This window comes from Candidatus Endomicrobiellum agilis (assembly GCF_020328115.1).
Taxonomy (GTDB): Bacteria; Elusimicrobiota; Endomicrobiia; order Endomicrobiales; family Endomicrobiaceae; genus Endomicrobiellum; species Endomicrobiellum agilis.
In genome coordinates this window covers 1-17,541 of record NZ_JAIXMW010000002.1, presented here as the reverse complement: position 1 = coordinate 17,541, position 17,541 = coordinate 1, and the positions used below count along the sequence as shown (strand labels likewise).

General features: G+C 38.1%; 16 protein-coding genes, 1 tRNA gene and 1 pseudogene. 15 read left to right on the top strand and 3 right to left on the bottom strand.

What is annotated here, in order from left to right:
• The first annotated feature begins 24 nt into the window (after window positions 1–24).
• Together groES and groL are read left to right on the top strand one after the other, a co-directional pair.
• Window positions 25–309: a co-chaperone GroES gene (gene groES / locus LE179_RS01425; RefSeq protein ID WP_374128592.1), complete on the top strand. Its 285-nt coding sequence runs from the start codon at window positions 25–27 to the stop codon at window positions 307–309.
• A gap of 54 nt (window positions 310–363) precedes the next feature.
• Complete coding sequence (groL, locus tag LE179_RS01420) at window positions 364–1,992, top strand: chaperonin GroEL (RefSeq protein WP_374128591.1); 1,629 nt, start codon at window positions 364–366, stop codon at window positions 1,990–1,992.
• Between the two features lie 632 nt (window positions 1,993–2,624).
• On the opposite strand, the gene xerA is transcribed toward groL, so the two are convergent.
• Genes xerA through dprA form a run of 3 tightly spaced genes read right to left on the bottom strand, consistent with a single transcriptional unit; the run spans window position 2,625 to window position 6,797 of the window.
• Window positions 2,625–3,545, bottom strand: coding sequence for a site-specific tyrosine recombinase/integron integrase (gene xerA / locus LE179_RS01415; protein WP_374128590.1), 921 nt, complete (start codon window positions 3,543–3,545; stop codon window positions 2,625–2,627).
• Window positions 3,488–5,683 carry a type I DNA topoisomerase gene (gene topA, locus LE179_RS01410; protein WP_374128589.1) on the bottom strand — a complete coding sequence of 732 codons (2,196 nt, stop codon included), beginning with the start codon at window positions 5,681–5,683 and terminating at the stop codon, window positions 3,488–3,490. Before topA ends, xerA begins: the two co-directional genes overlap by 58 nt.
• A 19-nt stretch (window positions 5,684–5,702) precedes the next feature.
• Window positions 5,703–6,797: a DNA-processing protein DprA gene (gene dprA, locus LE179_RS01405; protein WP_374128588.1), complete on the bottom strand. Its 1,095-nt coding sequence runs from the start codon at window positions 6,795–6,797 to the stop codon at window positions 5,703–5,705.
• Between the two features lie 541 nt (window positions 6,798–7,338).
• On the opposite strand from dprA, the gene rsmI reads away from it, so the two are divergent.
• The 13 genes and pseudogenes from rsmI to LE179_RS01340 all read left to right on the top strand — a co-directional run.
• Entirely contained in the window at window positions 7,339–8,061 is a 723-nt protein-coding gene (gene rsmI, locus LE179_RS01400; RefSeq protein WP_374128587.1) for a 16S rRNA (cytidine(1402)-2'-O)-methyltransferase, read from the top strand.
• Between the two features lie 82 nt (window positions 8,062–8,143).
• Entirely contained in the window at window positions 8,144–9,163 is a 1,020-nt protein-coding gene (gene argC / locus LE179_RS01395) for an N-acetyl-gamma-glutamyl-phosphate reductase (protein WP_374128586.1), read from the top strand.
• Between the two features lie 51 nt (window positions 9,164–9,214).
• Entirely contained in the window at window positions 9,215–10,417 is a 1,203-nt protein-coding gene (gene argJ / locus LE179_RS01390) for a bifunctional glutamate N-acetyltransferase/amino-acid acetyltransferase ArgJ (RefSeq protein WP_374128585.1), read from the top strand.
• Between the two features lie 8 nt (window positions 10,418–10,425).
• Complete coding sequence (locus LE179_RS01385) at window positions 10,426–10,587, top strand: hypothetical protein (RefSeq protein WP_374128584.1); 162 nt, start codon at window positions 10,426–10,428, stop codon at window positions 10,585–10,587.
• A gap of 15 nt (window positions 10,588–10,602) precedes the next feature.
• Window positions 10,603–11,205: an L-threonylcarbamoyladenylate synthase gene (locus LE179_RS01380; protein ID WP_374128583.1), complete on the top strand. Its 603-nt coding sequence runs from the start codon at window positions 10,603–10,605 to the stop codon at window positions 11,203–11,205.
• Between the two features lie 24 nt (window positions 11,206–11,229).
• Window positions 11,230–12,480 carry a serine hydroxymethyltransferase gene (glyA, locus tag LE179_RS01375; protein WP_374128582.1) on the top strand — a complete coding sequence of 417 codons (1,251 nt, stop codon included), beginning with the start codon at window positions 11,230–11,232 and terminating at the stop codon, window positions 12,478–12,480.
• Between the two features lie 45 nt (window positions 12,481–12,525).
• A tRNA-Asp gene (locus tag LE179_RS01370) sits at window positions 12,526–12,601 on the top strand.
• A 432-nt stretch (window positions 12,602–13,033) separates the two neighbouring features.
• Entirely contained in the window at window positions 13,034–13,819 is a 786-nt protein-coding gene (locus LE179_RS01365) for an inositol monophosphatase (RefSeq protein WP_374128581.1), read from the top strand.
• A complete protein-coding gene (nth, locus tag LE179_RS01360) occupies window positions 13,806–14,444 on the top strand; it encodes an endonuclease III (RefSeq protein ID WP_374128580.1) in 639 nt (212 codons plus the stop codon). Before LE179_RS01365 ends, nth begins: the two co-directional genes overlap by 14 nt.
• Window positions 14,445–14,490: 46 nt before the next feature.
• Window positions 14,491–14,613, top strand: coding sequence for a hypothetical protein (locus LE179_RS01355; RefSeq protein WP_374128579.1), 123 nt, complete (start codon window positions 14,491–14,493; stop codon window positions 14,611–14,613).
• 304 nt (window positions 14,614–14,917) lie between these two features.
• Window positions 14,918–15,991, top strand: a complete 1,074-nt coding sequence (pheA, locus tag LE179_RS01350) for a prephenate dehydratase (protein WP_374128578.1) — start codon at window positions 14,918–14,920, stop codon at window positions 15,989–15,991.
• Between the two features lie 91 nt (window positions 15,992–16,082).
• Entirely contained in the window at window positions 16,083–17,204 is a 1,122-nt protein-coding gene (hisC, locus tag LE179_RS01345; RefSeq protein WP_374128577.1) for a histidinol-phosphate transaminase, read from the top strand.
• Window positions 17,205–17,270: 66 nt separating this feature from the next.
• Window positions 17,271–17,541: pseudogene (locus LE179_RS01340) on the top strand (3-deoxy-7-phosphoheptulonate synthase); the annotation flags it as partial.

The following is a 17,541-nucleotide window of genomic DNA, read 5'->3' as shown; positions in this document are numbered from 1 at the left end:
ATAAAAATTTAAGGAGGAAGTAAAATGATAATACCATTAGGAGAGAAAGTCTTAGTTAAGCCGATGGAAGCCAAAGAGGTGAAGAAGGGAGGTATTATTATTCCTGATACCGCAAAGGAAAAACCTCAAGAAGGCGAGATTATTGCGGTAGGAACCGGCAAAAAAACTGATGACGGGAAAGTAATAGCTTTAGATGTGAAAGCAGGCGATAAAGTGCTTTTTGGAAAATATTCTGGAACTGAAGTTAAAATTGACGATGTGGAATACCTTATAATGTCGCAGGACGATATTTTAGGAATAGTCAGATAGTCAAAAACTTAGGGATAATTTAGCAACACATAAAATAAATGAGGAGAAAATAATATGGCAAAACAGTTGATTTATGGCGATGAAGCTCGTAAAGCTATGAAAAGCGGTGTTGATAAACTTGCGAATGCGGTAAAGATAACGCTTGGACCTAAAGGCAGATATGTTGTCTTGGATAAAAAATTTGGCGCGCCGACTATCACAAATGACGGCGTGACAATTGCAAAAGAAATTGAACTTGAAGATCCTTTTGAAAATATGGGCGCTCAGCTTGTAAAAGAAGTTGCTTCAAAAACCAACGATATAGCGGGAGATGGAACGACAACCGCTACAGTTTTGGCACAGTCTTTAATAAACGAGGGACTTAAGAATATCACTGCTGGTGCAAACGCAAATCATATAAAGAAAGGCATTGAGAAAGCTGTAGCCGCGGTTATTGGCGAGATTAAAAAAATTGCAAAACAGGTAAAAAATAAAGAAGAAATAGCTCAGGTTGCTTCAATTTCGGCAAGTGACAAAGAAATCGGAAATTTGATTGCCGACGCGATGGAAAAAGTAGGGAAAGACGGCGTTATAACCGTCGAAGAGGGAAAATCTTCAGAAACTACTCTCGACGTTGTGGAAGGAATGCAATTTGACAGGGGCTACAGTTCGCATTATTTTGTGACTGATACTGAAAGAATGCAGGGCGTTTTGGAAGATCCTTATATAATAATTACCGATAAAAAAGTAAGTTCGATGCAGGAGATACTTCCTTTGCTTGAAAAAGTTATACAGACCGGCAAGTCTTTTATTGTTATTGCGGAAGATATAGAAGGGGAAGCTCTTGCGACTTTGGTTCTTAACAAGATTCGAGGAACTCTTAAAGTTATAGCTGTAAAGGCTCCGGGTTTTGGCGATAGGAGAAAAGAAATGCTTCAGGATATAGCAATTCTCACAGGCGGAACGGTTATCACTGAAGAAACCGGTTTAAAGTTTGACAAAGCTACGATAGATCTTCTCGGACAGGCGAAAAGAGTTGTTGTCGATAAAGAAAATACGACGATAGTTTCAGGTCTTGGCGATAAGAAAGAAATAGAAGCGAGAATAGCTCAGATCCGCAAACAGATTGAGGATACAAAGTCGGATTATGATAAAGAAAAACTTCAGGAAAGACTTGCAAAACTGGTCGGCGGTGTTGCGGTTGTAAACGTGGGAGCTGCGACTGAAGTAGAAATGAAAACAAGGAAATTTAAAGTTGAAGACGCTTTAAATGCAACAAGAGCTGGCGTTGAAGAAGGTATTGTTGCCGGTGGCGGAGTAGCTCTTCTTAAAACGCAGGCTGTTTTAAAACAAGTTAAAGCTTTAGATTCTGATGAAAGAACAGGCATTGAGATAGTTCTTAAAGCCCTTGAAGGACCTATAAGAATGATAGTTGAAAATGCTGGTCTTGAAGCTTCTATCGTAGTTGATAAGGTTAAAAATTCAAGTGATGCCGCTTTTGGCTACAATGCAGATAGCAACGAATATGTTGATATGATAAAAGCTGGTATTGTTGATCCTGCAAAAGTAACTAGAACGGCGTTAGAGAATGCCGCTTCGATAGCAGGGCTTATTCTTACAACTGAAACGTTGGTGACTGACATTCCTGAAAAATCTCCAAAACTGCCTATGGGCGGCGGGATGCCTCCTATGCCTGAATATTAAGATAGAGATATTTATTGGAATAAACAAACAGCCTCCGGATTTTTGTCTGGAGGCTGCTTTTATTAAGCGACTCATATTTGTCGTCGGCAAATAATAAATATATAATTTATCCGTCGGATACAAAACGTTAGTATTTCTTAACGATATATAATTATTCTTGAATATGTTTTTTATTTTATTTTCGCCCTGCTGCTTTTCAATCTAAGATATTCAAATTCAACTAAATCTATTGCTCCTCAATTGTTTTGAACTCCTTATATTTTTGACGGTATAACTCAATACTTATATTTTGCATTTTTACTGTGTTATTTGATGATTTCAACACTGTGTCTTTATTGCAAAATGATAATTTTTGATTGTTATCTTTTATTTCGGTTGCACGTTTGATGAGGATTATCGTATTTTGCATTGTGCGAGATTTAATTCTTCGTTTACAATTTTCATTTTAACGACAATAGGATGGAAGAAGAGGTGTAATTGTTTTTGAAATCTCTTCTTTTGAAGCAACAGTGATTTCTTTAAGCCTGTTGTGTATGCGATTTTATTAATTTCTCAGTTTGTTTTGGAGTTTGCAGTTTAAAAAGCGAACGGCAGTGATGACATAACGGCAGCTTTGTTCATAAACGTTGTGGTTATTTTGCTCTTGGGTGTGCCTTCTGGTAAACTTTTTTCAGGCTTTCTATTGTCACGTGCGTGTAAATTTGCGTTGTAGAAAGATTTTTATGTCCTAACATTTCCTGAATGCTTCTCAGGTCGCCGCCTCTGTCAAGAATGTGCGTCGCAAATGTGTGCCTTAAAGTATGCGGGCTTACTTTTTTTGTAAAACCTGCTTTAACAAAATATCTGTGTAAAATTCTTCTGGCGGTTCTTTGGTTAAGTCTTTTGTTGTGGTCGCTTAAAAATACTGGTGATTCTATATCGCAAGGGAGACCGGAATTGCGTCGTGCGTTTATATAATCTCTTATCGCGTAAAGACAGATGTTCCCCATCGGCACGATTCTTTCTTTATTTCCTTTGCCTTTTACGGTGACGATGTTTGATATAAAGTCTATATTTTTTAAATTTAAACTTACTAGCTCTTCAATTCTCAGACCGCATGAGTAAAGAAGTTCTATCATTGCTTTATCGCGCAGTTTTATGTCAGGCAGATTTAAAAGCGCTTGTGTTTCATTTTCAGTTAAAAACGATGGAACTTTTTTATCTTTTTTCAGTCCGACTGTCATGCTTTCTATGGGATTTTCTTCAATAATTTTGTTGATTATTAAAAATTTGTAGAAGGTGCGCAGTGCCGCGAATTTTCTTGCAAGCGTTGCTTTGCCTAATTTCTTATTATTGAGTTCTTCAAGAAATTTTCTTATGTCGTATTTGTCGGCATGGCAAAAATTTAACTGTTTTTTCTTCAGAAAGAGAGCAAAGTCAAGAATATCTCTTATGTAAGCTCTTAAAGTGTGCGGAGAGAAATTCCGCTCGGCTTTAAGGTACTTTTCAAAAGAATCTATTTGTTTGCTGTTTTCTTTTCCGGAGACTTCACCGTCTTGTCTGTTTTGATCCATTGTAAATTCCTGCATTTAGGGAATGCCGAACAAGTGAGAAAGTGTCCTCTTTTTCCTATTCTTTTAAGCATTTCCGAACCGCATTTATTGCATTTTATATCCGTATGCTTGGGTTCGGGCATGATTATCTTGTTTCCGTTCTCATCAATGTTATATTTGGTTTTGCATTCCGGATAATTTTTACATGAGAGATATTGTTTTCCCATAAATCCCGCTTTTTTAATAAGCGGACTACCGCATTTGTCGCATTTCATATCTGTTTCTTGAGGAGCTTCGGCGACTTGGCCATTTTTATCTAAAGACAATGTCGCATTACATTCGGGATACCCGGAACATCCTAGAAATCGTACTCTTCTGGAATATCTTACAACCATATTTTTTCCGCATTTAGGGCATATTTCCGAACTCTGCTGTACCGGAACTTTTTGTCTTTGCAAATTTTTTTCCGCTTCGTTTAAATCTTTTTCAAACGGCGTATAGAAATCTTTTAGAACGTTTTGCCAAATAGCTTTATCTTCCGCGATTTCGTCGAGCTTTTCTTCAATGTCTGCCGTGAACTCAACGTTGATTATATTTCCAAAGTGTTGTTTTAAAACGTTGTTTACGACTATGCCGAGATCCGTAGGAGTAAATTTTTTGTTGTCGAGACGCACGTATATTCTGTCTAGGATAGTTTTAATCGTGGGGGCGTAAGTAGATGGTCTTCCTATACCGTGTTCTTCAAGAGCTTTAATTAAACTCGCTTCGTTATAGCGTGGCGGCGGTTCCGTGAAATGCTGACATGGAAGCAACTGTAGAAGATTTAATTCCTCACCGCTTTTTAAAGAAGGAAGCTTTGTCTCCTTTCCATCGTCGTCTATATTATAGGCTTTCAAAAATCCGTCAAACAGTAATGTACTCCCAAACGCCTTAAACAAATAATCTTTTGCCGAGATTTCCGCTGTTACAGTATTGTAAATCGCGTCTGCCATCTGGCTTGCCAAAAATCTTTTCCATATTAAACTGTAAAGTTTGAATTCATCCTCAGATAAATGTTGTTTTATCTCAGACGGTATCCTGTTTGGAGAAGTAGGTCTTATCGCTTCGTGCGCTTCTTGCGCTCCTTTGATTTTTGTTTTATAAACTCTTGGTGTTTTGGGAAGAAAATCGTTTCCGTAAGAAGACTCTATAAATTTTAATGTCTCGTTCTGGACGCTTTTTGCGATATTTAAAGAGTCGGTTCTCATATAGGTTATAAGTCCGACGTTCGTGCTGTCGCCTATATTGATGCCTTCGTACAATTTCTGCGCGACAAACATTGTTTTTGAGACTGGAAACCCAAGTCTTCTTGAAGCGTCCTGCTGTAGTGTCGAAGTGATATAAGGCGCGTAAGGGGAGCGTTTGCGCTGTTTTGTGTCGACCAACTTTACGATGTATTTTGCGCCTTCAAGCTCTTTCAATATTTCGTCGGACTGTTCTTTGTTTTTTATTGAGAGTTTTTCAAACTTGATGTCGTTTTTTGAAAAAAGTTGTGCTTTAAAAGGCAGCGTGTTCTTTTCAAGTTTTGACAGTTCTGCTTCGATGCTCCAATATTCTACCGGAATAAACTTTTTAATTTCTTCTTCTCTGTTGCATATAATCATTACGGCTACGGATTGCACTCTTCCCGCTGAGAGTCCGCGTTTTACTTTTTTCCATAAGAGCGGGGAAAGTTTGTATCCTACAAGTCTGTCTAAAATTCTTCGTGTTTGCTGGCTGTTTACAAGCTCCATATCCAGTCCTCTCGGATGTTTTACGGCGTCAAGAATTGCTTCAGTCGTAATCTCGTGAAACGTTATTCTTGAAATTTTAGGATCCGGAAGTTTTAATGCTTCTTTTAAGTGCCATGCAATGGCTTCCCCTTCGCGGTCGAAATCAGTGGCAAGGTAAATTTTGTCGGAATTTTCAGCTTCTTTTTTTAGGTTTGATATAAGTTTTCTGGCTTTTGCTATGTTTTTATATGTTGGTTTGAAATTGTCTTCAATGTCAATACCGAGTTTGCTTTTAGGCAGATCTCTTATATGTCCGTAAGAGCTTTTTACGGTAAAGTCTTTGCCTAAAATTTTTGATATTGTTTTTTCTTTTGCAGGCGATTCCACTATAACTAAATATTTTGACATTATTTTCTTCCTTTCTTTTTCAATACACTCTTACGTATATTTGTCCCGGAGTTGTTTTTATAAGTCCGTTTATTTCAAGCTTTAAAAGCACCGCCGCCATTTCTGAAATCCCGATATTTAATTTTTGGGCGATTAAATCCGGCGGCAGTCCCATGCTATCGTTTTCTATCAGAGTAAGAACTTCCGATTCGAGTTTGTCGAGAACGGGGAGTTTGGTTGTTTTTGCAGTTTTGTCTTTTGGAATCCATCCGAGCTGATCTGCCATATCATGCGGACTTAACGCGATAAAAGCGCCGCTTTGTATGAGTTCGTTTGTTCCTTTTGATACGCTTGAATATATGTTTCCCGGAATTGCAAAAACATCTTTTCCGTATTCAGCGCAGAATCTTGCCGTTATTAGAGCTCCGCTTCCAAGCGCCGCTTCTGTAATCAGTGTTGTTCTGGAAAATCCGGCGATTATTCTGTTTCTTCTAGGAAAAGTTCCCCTGTCAGGCTGTTTATGAAGCGGGAATTCGCTTATAACTGCGCCGTATTGTGAAATCTTTTCCTGTAATTTTGCATTTTCGGGTGGATAGTTTGTGAGCAATCCGTTCCCTAAAACGGCTACGGTTCTTGATTTATTTTCTAAAGCTGCAATATGGGCTTGACTATCGACGCCTCTTGCCAGTCCTGAAATGATTGTTATTCCTTTTTTTGCGAAATAAGATGCAAACTCTGACGTAACTGTTTTTCCATAATTGCTTATTCTTCTTGAACCGACTATTGATATGGAGTCAAAATCTTTTTCTAAAATGCTGCCTTTAATATAGAGAACAAGCGGCTTGTCTACAAGCTCTTTTAACGGTTTTGGATAATCGCTGTTGTTGTAAAAAACGATTTTTATATTGTTTTTTATTGCGGTTTCAAATTCTTTTTCAGCTTTATTGGAATTTGAAGAGTTAAGAACTGCGTCTGCTATTGTCGGACCTATGCCATCAACCGACACGATATCTCTTTTAGACGCTTTAAGGATTGACTCTGTATCGCCGAATCTTTCAAGCAGTCTGAAAAATCTTACCGTGCCTATATCCGCTGCCAAAAGGAGCTTAAATAAAGACAAATCTTTTTCATTCATTTAGTGGTTATTGTAAACAAATTATTAAAAAATTGTCAAAATTCGAGTAAATCCTGCGCACCGCTTAAAAAAAACAAAAAATCCGATTGCTCTGCCGATCCGCCTCTTCATCTGTTTTTATCCATTGTCGCTATGATAGACGCTCTTTTTTTTAGTTGACCTACGGCTCGAAAAAATTATAAAATCAAAAAAAATTACTTTTGAATATACTGCGCGGATATTTTGGCGCAGAAGCGAACGCGAGCGCTCTAAAATCGTTATCGACGGCAAATATTTGTAACTGTTTTTGTTTGACATGAGATGTGTTCCTTGAAAACGGCGGCTGCACAGCTGTTATAAATCGAGTTTCAATAGTATATTCGGTATCGCAGCTTAAGTTGGAATTTGAAAAACTTCTTACGCGTTCTAAAACAAGCGGCTGATAATTCTTGGGATTATAATAAAAATTATGAGGCGGTGCCGGGAAAGTTTGCGAAATTTCCGTTGGGCGGAATTTGGAGAGGAGGGGGTAAGTTAACGACGCTGAATGGGAGTGCTATATATGCCAACATATCGTAAAATGAATGGCGTTTTATACATAGTTCCGACTCCAATAGGAAATCTTGAAGATATAACTTTAAGAGCTTTAAAAACGCTCAGAGATTGTGATTTGATTGCCTGTGAGGATACAAGGCAGAGTTTAAAGCTTTTATCGCATTTTGAGATTTCAAAACCTTTGGTGAGTTTTTATTCCTATAACGAACGCCGCAGGCTTGGACGGATACTTAACGAGTTGTCAGAGGGGAAAAAAGTTGCTCTCATTTCAGATGCAGGAACTCCGGGTATTTCTGACCCTGGATATGTTTTAATTAGAGAGGCTTTGGAAAAAGGCATAAAAACTGAAATTTTGCCGGGAGCGAGCGCAGTAACAACCGCTCTTGTAGGTTCCGGCCTTCCATCGGACGGTTTTATATTTTGCGGATTTTTAAAAAGGAAGCCCGGCAAGATTAGAAAAGAGTTGTCCGAGCTTTTAAATTTAGAAAAAACTATAGTTTTTTATGAGTCTCCGCGCAGAATACTCAAAACTATTGAAATATGTTTGGATGTGTTTGGCGAAGATGCTAAAATTTGTCTGGCAAGAGAAATGACGAAAAAGTTTGAAGAGTTTATAAGAGGAACAGTTAAAGAAGTTTCAGAAAATATTAAGATGAAACGCAATTTGGTGGGTGAGTTTGTAATTTTGATATATCCGGAAAGTAAAATGCGGAAAGCGGAGTTTCAATAGTGTGCAAAGTCGCTGTTGCGGATAGATTTGTTTTGAAAATTATTTTCAAACATTCGTAATTATTGTAAAATCGGGGAAAAGAATGGTTAAAGCAGGAATTGTAGGTATAACAGGATACACAGGAGAAGAGCTTTTAAAAATTCTTTTAAACCATCCGGATGTGAAAATAACCGGGCTTTTCGGCAGAAGTTCTTCTGAAGAAAGACATTTAAAGGATGTGTATCCGCGTTTTAGCCACTTGGATTTGAGAGTCGAAGCTTTAGACGTGAAAAAAGTCGCCGACAAATGCGATGTGGTTTTTCTTGCGCTGCCGCATGCTGTTGCTTTTGAAATTGTTCCGCATCTTATTGATGCCGGAGTTAAAGTTATAGATTTATCTGCGGATTTTAGGTTGAGCAAGCCGGAAGTTTACGAAAAGTGGTATAATATAAAACATACTGCAAAAGAATACATCAAGAAAGCTGTTTACGGATTGTCGGAACTGAATGCTGAGAAAATAAAAAAGGCTTTGCTTATTGCAAATCCCGGCTGCTATCCTACAACGGTTATTTTAGGCTGTGCGCCAGCCGTAAAAAACGATTTTATAAACCTGAAAGGAATAGTTATAGATTCAAAAAGCGGTATCTCCGGAGCCGGTAGAAAAAGTGCGCAAGCATATTTTAAAGATGAACATCCTAATTTTAGAGCCTACAAAATTGCAGGCGGACACAGGCATATTCCTGAGATAGAACAGGAACTCTCGGTTTTGTCGGGAGAAGCCGTAACTATAAGTTTTACTCCGCATATTATTCCCGTTGAAAGAGGCATGCTTTCAACGATTTATGTAAGTATGAAAAAGCATGTTCCGATATCTGCAATCCTTGAGAAATATAGAGAATTTTACGGCGGTAGGCAATTTGTAAAAATTCTCGATGAGGGTGTGATGCCGGGAATAAAAGATGTTTCAAATACGAATTATTGTGAAATAAGTATTAAAGTTGACGAGAGAACAGATAGACTTGTCGTAGTTTCGGTTATAGACAATTTAGTCAAAGGCGCATCGGGACAGGCGGTACAGAATATGAATATTATGTTCGGCTTACCCGAGACCGTAGGATTATAGACGGTTTGAATATGCGCCGTAAAGTTTGACTGCAAGGAGAAATTAAAGACAATGCTTCCAAAAGGTTTTAAAGTCGGAGGAATACGCAGCGGCTTATCAAAAAATGAAGGAAAAAAAGATTTAGCTCTTTTTATTTCCGAATCGCCTGCACATGCTGCCGGTATGTTTACAAAAAACATTGTAAAAGCCGCACCGGTTCTTACGGATATTGAAAGATTGGAAAAAGGCGGCAAGTTTTCAGGTATTATAGCGAATTCGGGGTGTGCAAATGCATGTACCGGTGACAAAGGGAAAAAAGATGCTGAGAATATGTGTTCAATAGTAGAAAAATCTTTTGATTTTGAGAGCGGTTCTGTTTTGTGTGCTTCGACTGGCGTTATAGGACAATACTTAAGTATTTCCGGGGACGACTTTGAAAAGAACGTCGATATGTTAAAAAATAATATCGGCGTATCTTCTGAAAATGAAGATGAGGCTGTTCTTGCAATAATGACTACGGATACTTTTATAAAAAAAACGAGCAGAAAAATTGAAGTCAAAAATGGCGAAATTAAAATCTGGGGCTGTGTGAAAGGCGCGGGTATGATACACCCAGATATGCAGGGACTTCACGCTACAATGCTCTCGTTTATTTTAACTGATGCTGAAATTGAGAGTAAAACTCTTCAGAAAATATTGGAAAATTCTGCGGATAAATCTTTTCACTGCGTATCTGTTGACGGAGATACGTCAACTAACGATACTTTAATAGTTTTGGCTAATGGGCATAGCGGTACGGGGAAATTATCCGAAGCGGATTTAGAAAAATTTATAGAAGCGTTTGACGATATTACTCTTGAACTTGCAAAATCTGTTGCAAAAGACGGCGAGGGTGCGACAAAGTTTATTGAAATTGAAGTTAAAAATGCTGAAATCGAAAACGATGCGAAGCTTATAGCTTCGACAATAGCGACATCGCCGCTTCTTAAAACGGCGATTTTCGGCGCGGATGCAAACTGGGGTAGGGTTATCGCCGCTGCAGGCAGAGCGGGTGTAAAATTTGACTTCAATAAAGTTGACATATATATAGGCGGCATACATACTTTTAAAAACGGCATTGCGTTAAATTTTTCTGAAGAAGAGGCAAAAAAATCTTTACTTAAAAAAGAAGTCAAGATTGTTGTAGATTTAAAAGCGGGTGAAAAAAGCAGTAAGTATTATACGTGCGACTTTTCATATGATTATGTTAAAATAAACGGCGACTACAGAAGCTGAAGAGCGAAATGAAAATTGAAATGCGAGCGCAGTCGCCGAAAAAGTGTTTTTCTGGTTATTTTCATCCGATTGAGGGTGCTGGCTGTTTAAAGACTGTATCTTTTTTTAGAATGGCAATTTTTTTAATTGTTCTCGTCCGACAAGTGTTGACTGTCCATCCTTTAGAGTAAGGCAAATATATGACTTTGAAGATTTCATCGAGAAACAAAAAAGTGCATAAAAAGACGGCCGAGATCATAAAAAGCGGCGGAATAGCGATTATCCCCACGGATACAGTTTACGGTTTTGCCGTTGACGCTTTTAATATAAAAGCACAAAAAGCGTTATGTAAGATTAAGAGCAGAAGTCAGAAAAAGCCGTTTATTCTGATGTCGCCAGATATTAAAAGCATGAAAATGTTTGTTGAAATCCCCGAAAAAGCGCTGAAAATTGCCGAGAAATTTTGGCCTGGGCAGCTCACATTGATATTTTCTACAACGGAAATGGGGAAGATTTTGTCTGGCGGCAGAAAAGATTTAGGAGTGAGAATTCCAGATAACAAGTTTGTGTTAAAACTGTTGAAAGAAACGGGTAAGCCTGTTTTTACGACTTCTGTCAATATATCGAGCGAAAAAAGTGCAAAAAATATAGACGAAACTTCAAAATTTGACGGGATAGTTGATATTGCTGTTGACGGCGGACAGTGTAAATTCTCTTTTGAATCTACAGTTATAGATATGGTAGAGTTTCCCTATACAGTTGTTCGTAAAGGCTGTTTAAATACTGATGAGATATTAAAGTTCGTATAGGATAGGATAATACAGGAGAAAAAAATGGAAAGCATAAAGAAAAGTGATGGCGAAATTTATGATATGTTGGTAAAAGAACTTGAGAGACAGAGAGAAACTATAGAGCTTATCGCTTCTGAAAATATAACTTCGCAGGCGGTCATGGAAGCGCAGGGGTCTTGCCTTACGAATAAATACGCCGAAGGATATCCGGGTAAAAGATATTACGGAGGGTGCGAGATTGTAGATATAGCGGAAACTATTGCGATAGAAAGGGCGAAAAAGCTTTTTAATGCAAAGTTTGCAAACGTGCAACCGCATTCCGGCGCGCAGGCAAATTTTGCCGTACTGCTTGCTCTTTTAAAACCCGGTGATACCGTTATGGGTCTCAATTTATTGCACGGCGGACATTTAACGCACGGCAGTCCTTTTAATGTTTCAGGCAAATGGTTTAATATTGTTTCCTATTCGGTAAACGAAAAAACAGGCTACATAGATTATAATGAAATAGAAAATCTTGCTTCGAAGCATAATCCTAAACTGATAATTAGCGGCGCGAGCGCATATTCGAGGATTTGGGATTGGGAGAAAATAAGTGAAATTGCAAAAAAAGCTGGCGCTTATCATATGTCGGATATGGCGCATTACGCGGGTTTAATAGCTGCGGGTGTTTATCCGTCGCCTGTAGAGTGTGCGGATATTACCACGACGACAACTCATAAAACGCTTCGCGGACCGCGCGGCGGTTTAATTCTCACTAATAATGAAGAGCTTGCAAGAAAAATTAATTCTGCTGTTTTTCCGGGAGAGCAAGGCGGACCTTTAATGCACGTTATAGCTGCAAAAGCTGTGGCTTTAGGCGAGGCGCTTAAGCCTGAATTTAAAGAATATCAGAGACAGGTTTTAGCTAATTCAAAGAAACTTGCCGAAACTTTAGAAAATGGGAACTTAAAAATTGTTTCCGGCGGCACCGACTCGCACGTGTTTTTGGTTGACTTAAGACCTTTAAACGTTAAAGGTAAAAACGCTCAGGATGTTTTGGGAAAAGCAGGAATAACTTTAAATAAAAACGGAATACCTTATGACCTCGAAAAGCCGGCGATAACTTCGGGAATAAGAATAGGTTCGCCCGCTGTCACCACAAGAGGCATGAAAGAGCCTGAAATGGTAAAAATAGCGGAGGCGATAATTAAAGTTCTTAAAAATATTAATAGTGAGAAAATAATTTCCGAAGTCAGACTCGACATGTTGAAATTGTGTCAAGAATTTCCTGTATATAAGGGATTGGAATATTAATCTTGTTGATTATTGGTTTATTTAGTTGATCTGTTTGTATATTTTGGGGATGTGGTGTAGCCTGGTTTAACACACTGCCCTGTCAAGGCAGAGATCGCGGGTTCAAATCCCGTCATCCCCGCATTTTCTGAGAAGATTTATTGAGAGGATGCACTTTTATTAAAAGACGGGAAAAGTTTTTAAAAGCGATTTCTATTTCTACAGTGTTCAGAAAAATCTAAAGTTTGGGAATGGTTAGTCGAACGGTGCGTTTGTGAATTTGTCCGATATGGAAAGATGGAAGTATTCTTTAGTGTGTTTGGTCGTAGGATTAAAGGACTTAAAAAGCAAGAACAAAAATATAGAACTGAGTATGTCTATTGTTGATTTTTTGAAATGTTTAGCGGATAATAACATCCGATAAGGCGGATATAGTAGATTAAATATACAATTTTTTAACATCAAGTTAACAAGTTAAATAGTGCGGGGCTAATAAAAAATTTTATAATTTATTAAATACTCATGGCGAAAAGATGAATACGGAACTGTGTAAATTAAAAAGTAAGGAGCGCATATGGAATTTTCGTCTTATACAAGTACGGCTTTGGCTGCTGCAAAAGAAGGAGCATCGGTGCTTCTTAAATACTATAACAGCGTACTTAGCGTTGAGTATAAGGGGGAAATTGATCCGGTTACCCAGGCTGACAAGAATTCGCAAAAGGCTATAATAAAAGTAATAAAAGATGTTTTTCCGCATCACGGGATTTTGGCGGAAGAAGACGGCGTAAACGAGATAAATAAAGATTACTGCTGGATTATAGATCCTCTTGACGGCACTGTAAATTTTGTACACGGCGTGCCGATATTTTGCGTTTCCGTAGGATTGAAATATAAAGACGAAATTGTTTCTGGAGTGATTTATTCTCCAGTTATGAAAGAAGTTTTTGTCTCAGAGAAAAATAAAGGGGCGTGGCTTAACGGTAAGAAAATTAAAGTCTCAGAAGTAAAAGACACTATTCGCGCTTTAGCTGTTACGGGGTTTCCTTATTACGTTAGAAAAGACGGCGTGAGAGTAATGAAAAATTTTGAAAATATAGTGCTTGAGTCTCAAGGAATAAGAAGACTCGGATCTGCTGCTTTGGATATGGCTTATGTTGCGTGTGGGCGTTTTGATTTCTTTTGGGAAGAGGGTTTAAAACCGTGGGATATAGCAGCAGGCGTTTTGATAGTGCAAGAGGCAGGCGGAAAAGTGTCAGATTATTGCGGCTCAAAGGATGTCGTGTTTAAAGATACGATGCTTGCATCAAACAGCGTTGTAATGCACGAAAAAATACTTAAAATTATCAATGGAAAAAAATAATAAAGAATATGCGTTAAAAATAATAAAAATTTTAGAGAGAAATTATGGAAATGTGAGATGCGCTCTTAATTTTTCCAACCCTTTTGAACTTCTTACAGCGACAATTTTATCCGCGCAATGCACGGATGAAAGGGTTAATAAAGTAACAAAGGATCTTTTTAAGAGATATAAAGGCGTAGAAGACTACGCGGGCGCCGATGTTTTTGAACTTGAAAATTATATAAAATCTGCGGGATTTTTCAGAAATAAAGCAAAAAATATTATTAAATCTGCGCGGTTGGTAGTAAGTAAATATAACGGAAACGTTCCGCAAACTATGGAGGAACTGCTTGATCTCAGCGGCGTTGCAAGGAAAACAGCGAACGTTGTTTTAGGCGTTGCTTTTGGAAAAGCTGAGGGTATTGCCGTTGATACCCATGTCATAAGAATTGCAAATTTACTGAAACTTACAAAGTACTGCGATCCCGTCAAGATTGAAAAAGATTTAGTAAAAATAATTCCTCAAAAATATTGGATAAAATTCTCTTTTTTGATACAAGCTTTAGGGAGAAGAATTTGCAAAGCAAGAAATCCCGCACATACGGTTTGTCCGCTAGATAAAATTTGTCCATCGCTGCATAAATAATATAGAATATTCAAGACCCATCACTGTACCTTTTATGGAAGCTCATATGAAGGTAGCTATTGCGGGCAGAGTTGCCGGTAAAATGTTTTTTTGTGTTTTAACTAGTCCGCGGGATTTAAATGGTGACAGAAAGACAAAAAGATTTTCAGGACGGGGATTAAAAAAATAATTGAAATTCTAAAAGATTAAAAATCTTGTTTTCGCAAGTATTTAATATGTTCTGTTTGTTTGCTCCTGTTCGAGGAAAAGACTTTACCCTTTATAATCAAATTTAATAATAATTTTTAATAAGTTTTTTAGAGTATATATAATAGCGCTGAAAGGATTCTTTCCGTAATCATATAACTCCGAATAGTATGTAGTATGGGTTAGATATAACTTACAAAGAATACACTATATTGATAATCAGAGAATGTTAGATCGAATGAAGAGAAAAAGTTTTTTAAATTTGTTTGTGCGCGTGGAGGGAATAGATGCCGTCAAAGATACAGTGTGCAAGACAGTCTATAGATAAAGTTGATAGAGAAATAGTGAAACTTATAAATAAGAGGGCGGAACTTGCGTTAGAGGTAGCGAGAGAGAAAAGTAAAAATGGGGGGAAGGGCGGAGGGGATATATATGTGCCGTCGCGCGAGAAGGAAGTGTTGAAGAACGTAATTGCGAGTAAGAAGGTTTTAGGGGAAGAAGCGCTAAGGAATATATATACGGAAATAATAAGTGCGTGCCGGAATTTGGAGAGTCCGACAAAGATTGCGTTTTTGGGTCCATGGGCGACGTTTACGCATCAGGCGGCGATAAAGAATTTTGGGTCTACAGGGTGTTTTATACCTGTTGGGAGTCCTACGGAAGTGATGATGGAAGTAGAAAGCGGAAGGGCGGAATTTGGAGTGGTGCCTGTGGAGAATTCGAATGAAGGATCAGTGAATGTTACGCTTGATATACTTGTTGAGACAGAACTTAAGATATGCGGGGAAATAAGTTTAAAGATAGAACAGTGTTTTATAGGGAAAGATAGAGAGGCTAAAATTATGAGGGTGTATTCGCATCCGCATGCGTTGGCGCAGTGTAGGAATTGGATAAATAGAAATTATCCCGAAGCAGAGCTGATTCCGGTTTCCTCGACGGCAGAGGCTGCGAAGAAAGTAGCGAAGGAAGATTTTGCAGGAGCGATAGCAGGTGAAGCGGCGGCGAAGATATATGATTTGTGCATACTGAAGAAGGGGATACAGGACAGCAGAGAAAATTTCACGAGATTTTTTGTTTTGGGAAAAATTTCAACAAAACCAAGTGGGAAAGATAAAACAAGTTTGGTTTTTACGGTTAAAGATAAAGTGGGAGCGCTATATAATATATTGGGTATTTTTAACAAGAATAATGTAAATTTGGCAAAGATAGAGTCGCGACCGACGAAAAAAAGAGCGTGGGAATATATGTTTTTTGTAGATTTTAAAGGGCATGTGGAAGATGCAAATATAGCCAAAACAATAGAGAGTTTAGAGCGCAGTTGTATTTTAGTGAAGAGTTTGGGCAGCTATCAGATAACTTAAGATGTCATCAGAGATTCCTTGTAGTTCGATAACAAAAATAAGTGAAAAAGTGGTCGTATAATTAACAAAAAGGGAAGAGAAAGAGAAAAGAATGTATATAACAAAGATGATAAGAGAGGAATGCGAGGGTTTTGAGCCGTATGTTGCTGGAAAGCCGATAGAGACGATAAAGAGAGAGATGAGACTGGAAAGGGTAATAAAATTGGCTTCGAACGAGAATCCGCTGGGAGCGTCAAAGAAAGCGATTGAGGCGATAAGAGAGAATTTGGAGGGAATATTTTATTATCCCGATACGAATTCGTATGAGTTAAAGAAGGCGTTATCAGAGAGGTATGAGATAGATAGAGAGGAAATTTTTACTGGGGCTGGGGGAGATGAGATAATAGAATTGATAGGAAAGTTATTTTTTAAAGAGGGAGATGAGATAGTAATTTCGAGGCATTCGTTTATAAGGTACGAGATGGCGGCGAAGTTGATGGGAGCTAAAGCGGTTATTGTCGATATGAAAGAAGGATTTAAGCAGGATTTGACGGCGATGGCAAAAGCGTGCGGGGAGCGGACGAAAGCGGTTTTTGTGACAAATCCGAATAATCCTACTGGGACATATAATAATAAGGAAGAAGTTTCGGAGTTTTTGAAGAGTGTACCTTTGAATAAGTTCAAAGTCAAGCCGTTGGTTGTATTGGACGAGGCGTATTTTGAGTATGGATTATTGGAGAGAGCTTATCCGGACGGCGTAGACTTTTTAAGAGATAATGAAAATTTGATAGTATTTAGGACTTTTTCAAAAATATACGGACTGGCTGGGTTGAGGGTGGCTTATGGATTTGCAAGCAAAGAGATAGTGGAGTATATAGAAAGAATAAGACCGCCTTTTAATGTCAATCGGTTAGCGCAAGCGGGAGGAGCGGCAGCTATAAAGGATAGAGAGCAGGTAGTCAAGAGTCAGGAACTTGTAAAGAGAGAGAAAGAGTATTTGTACAGTAAATTTGAAGAGCTTAAAATAAAATATGTTAAAACAGCTGCGAATTTTATTTTTTTTAATGCGGGAGCGTTAAAGGGTAGAGAGTTATTCAAAGGACTTTTGAAAGAGGGAGTGATAATAAGAGCGCTAGATGAATACGAACTTAAGGATTGGGCGAGAGTGACGGTTGGGCTGCATGAAGAAAATGAAATATTTATAGAGAAGTTGAAAAAGGTATATAATAAGTAAAAAGAGTTGAGAGAATAAGAGAAAAGAAAGATAGAAATAAAAGGGAATAAAAAAAGGTGAAGATATATGGTAATAACATTGAGAAAAGGGACTAAGCAGAAAGAAATTGCAGCGGTGACGGAGAAGATAAAAGGACTTGGCTATAAGCCTCACGTTTCAAAGGGAGAAGCGGATATTACGATAATAGGCATGATAGGAGATAGAGCGGAAAAGTACAAAGAAATATTTGAGGCGATGGACGCAGTAGAACATGTGAGCGAGATACAGAAGCCGTACAAGCTTGCGTCGAGAGAGTTCAAGAAAGAGAATACGGTGATAAAAGTGAGCAAGAATGTGG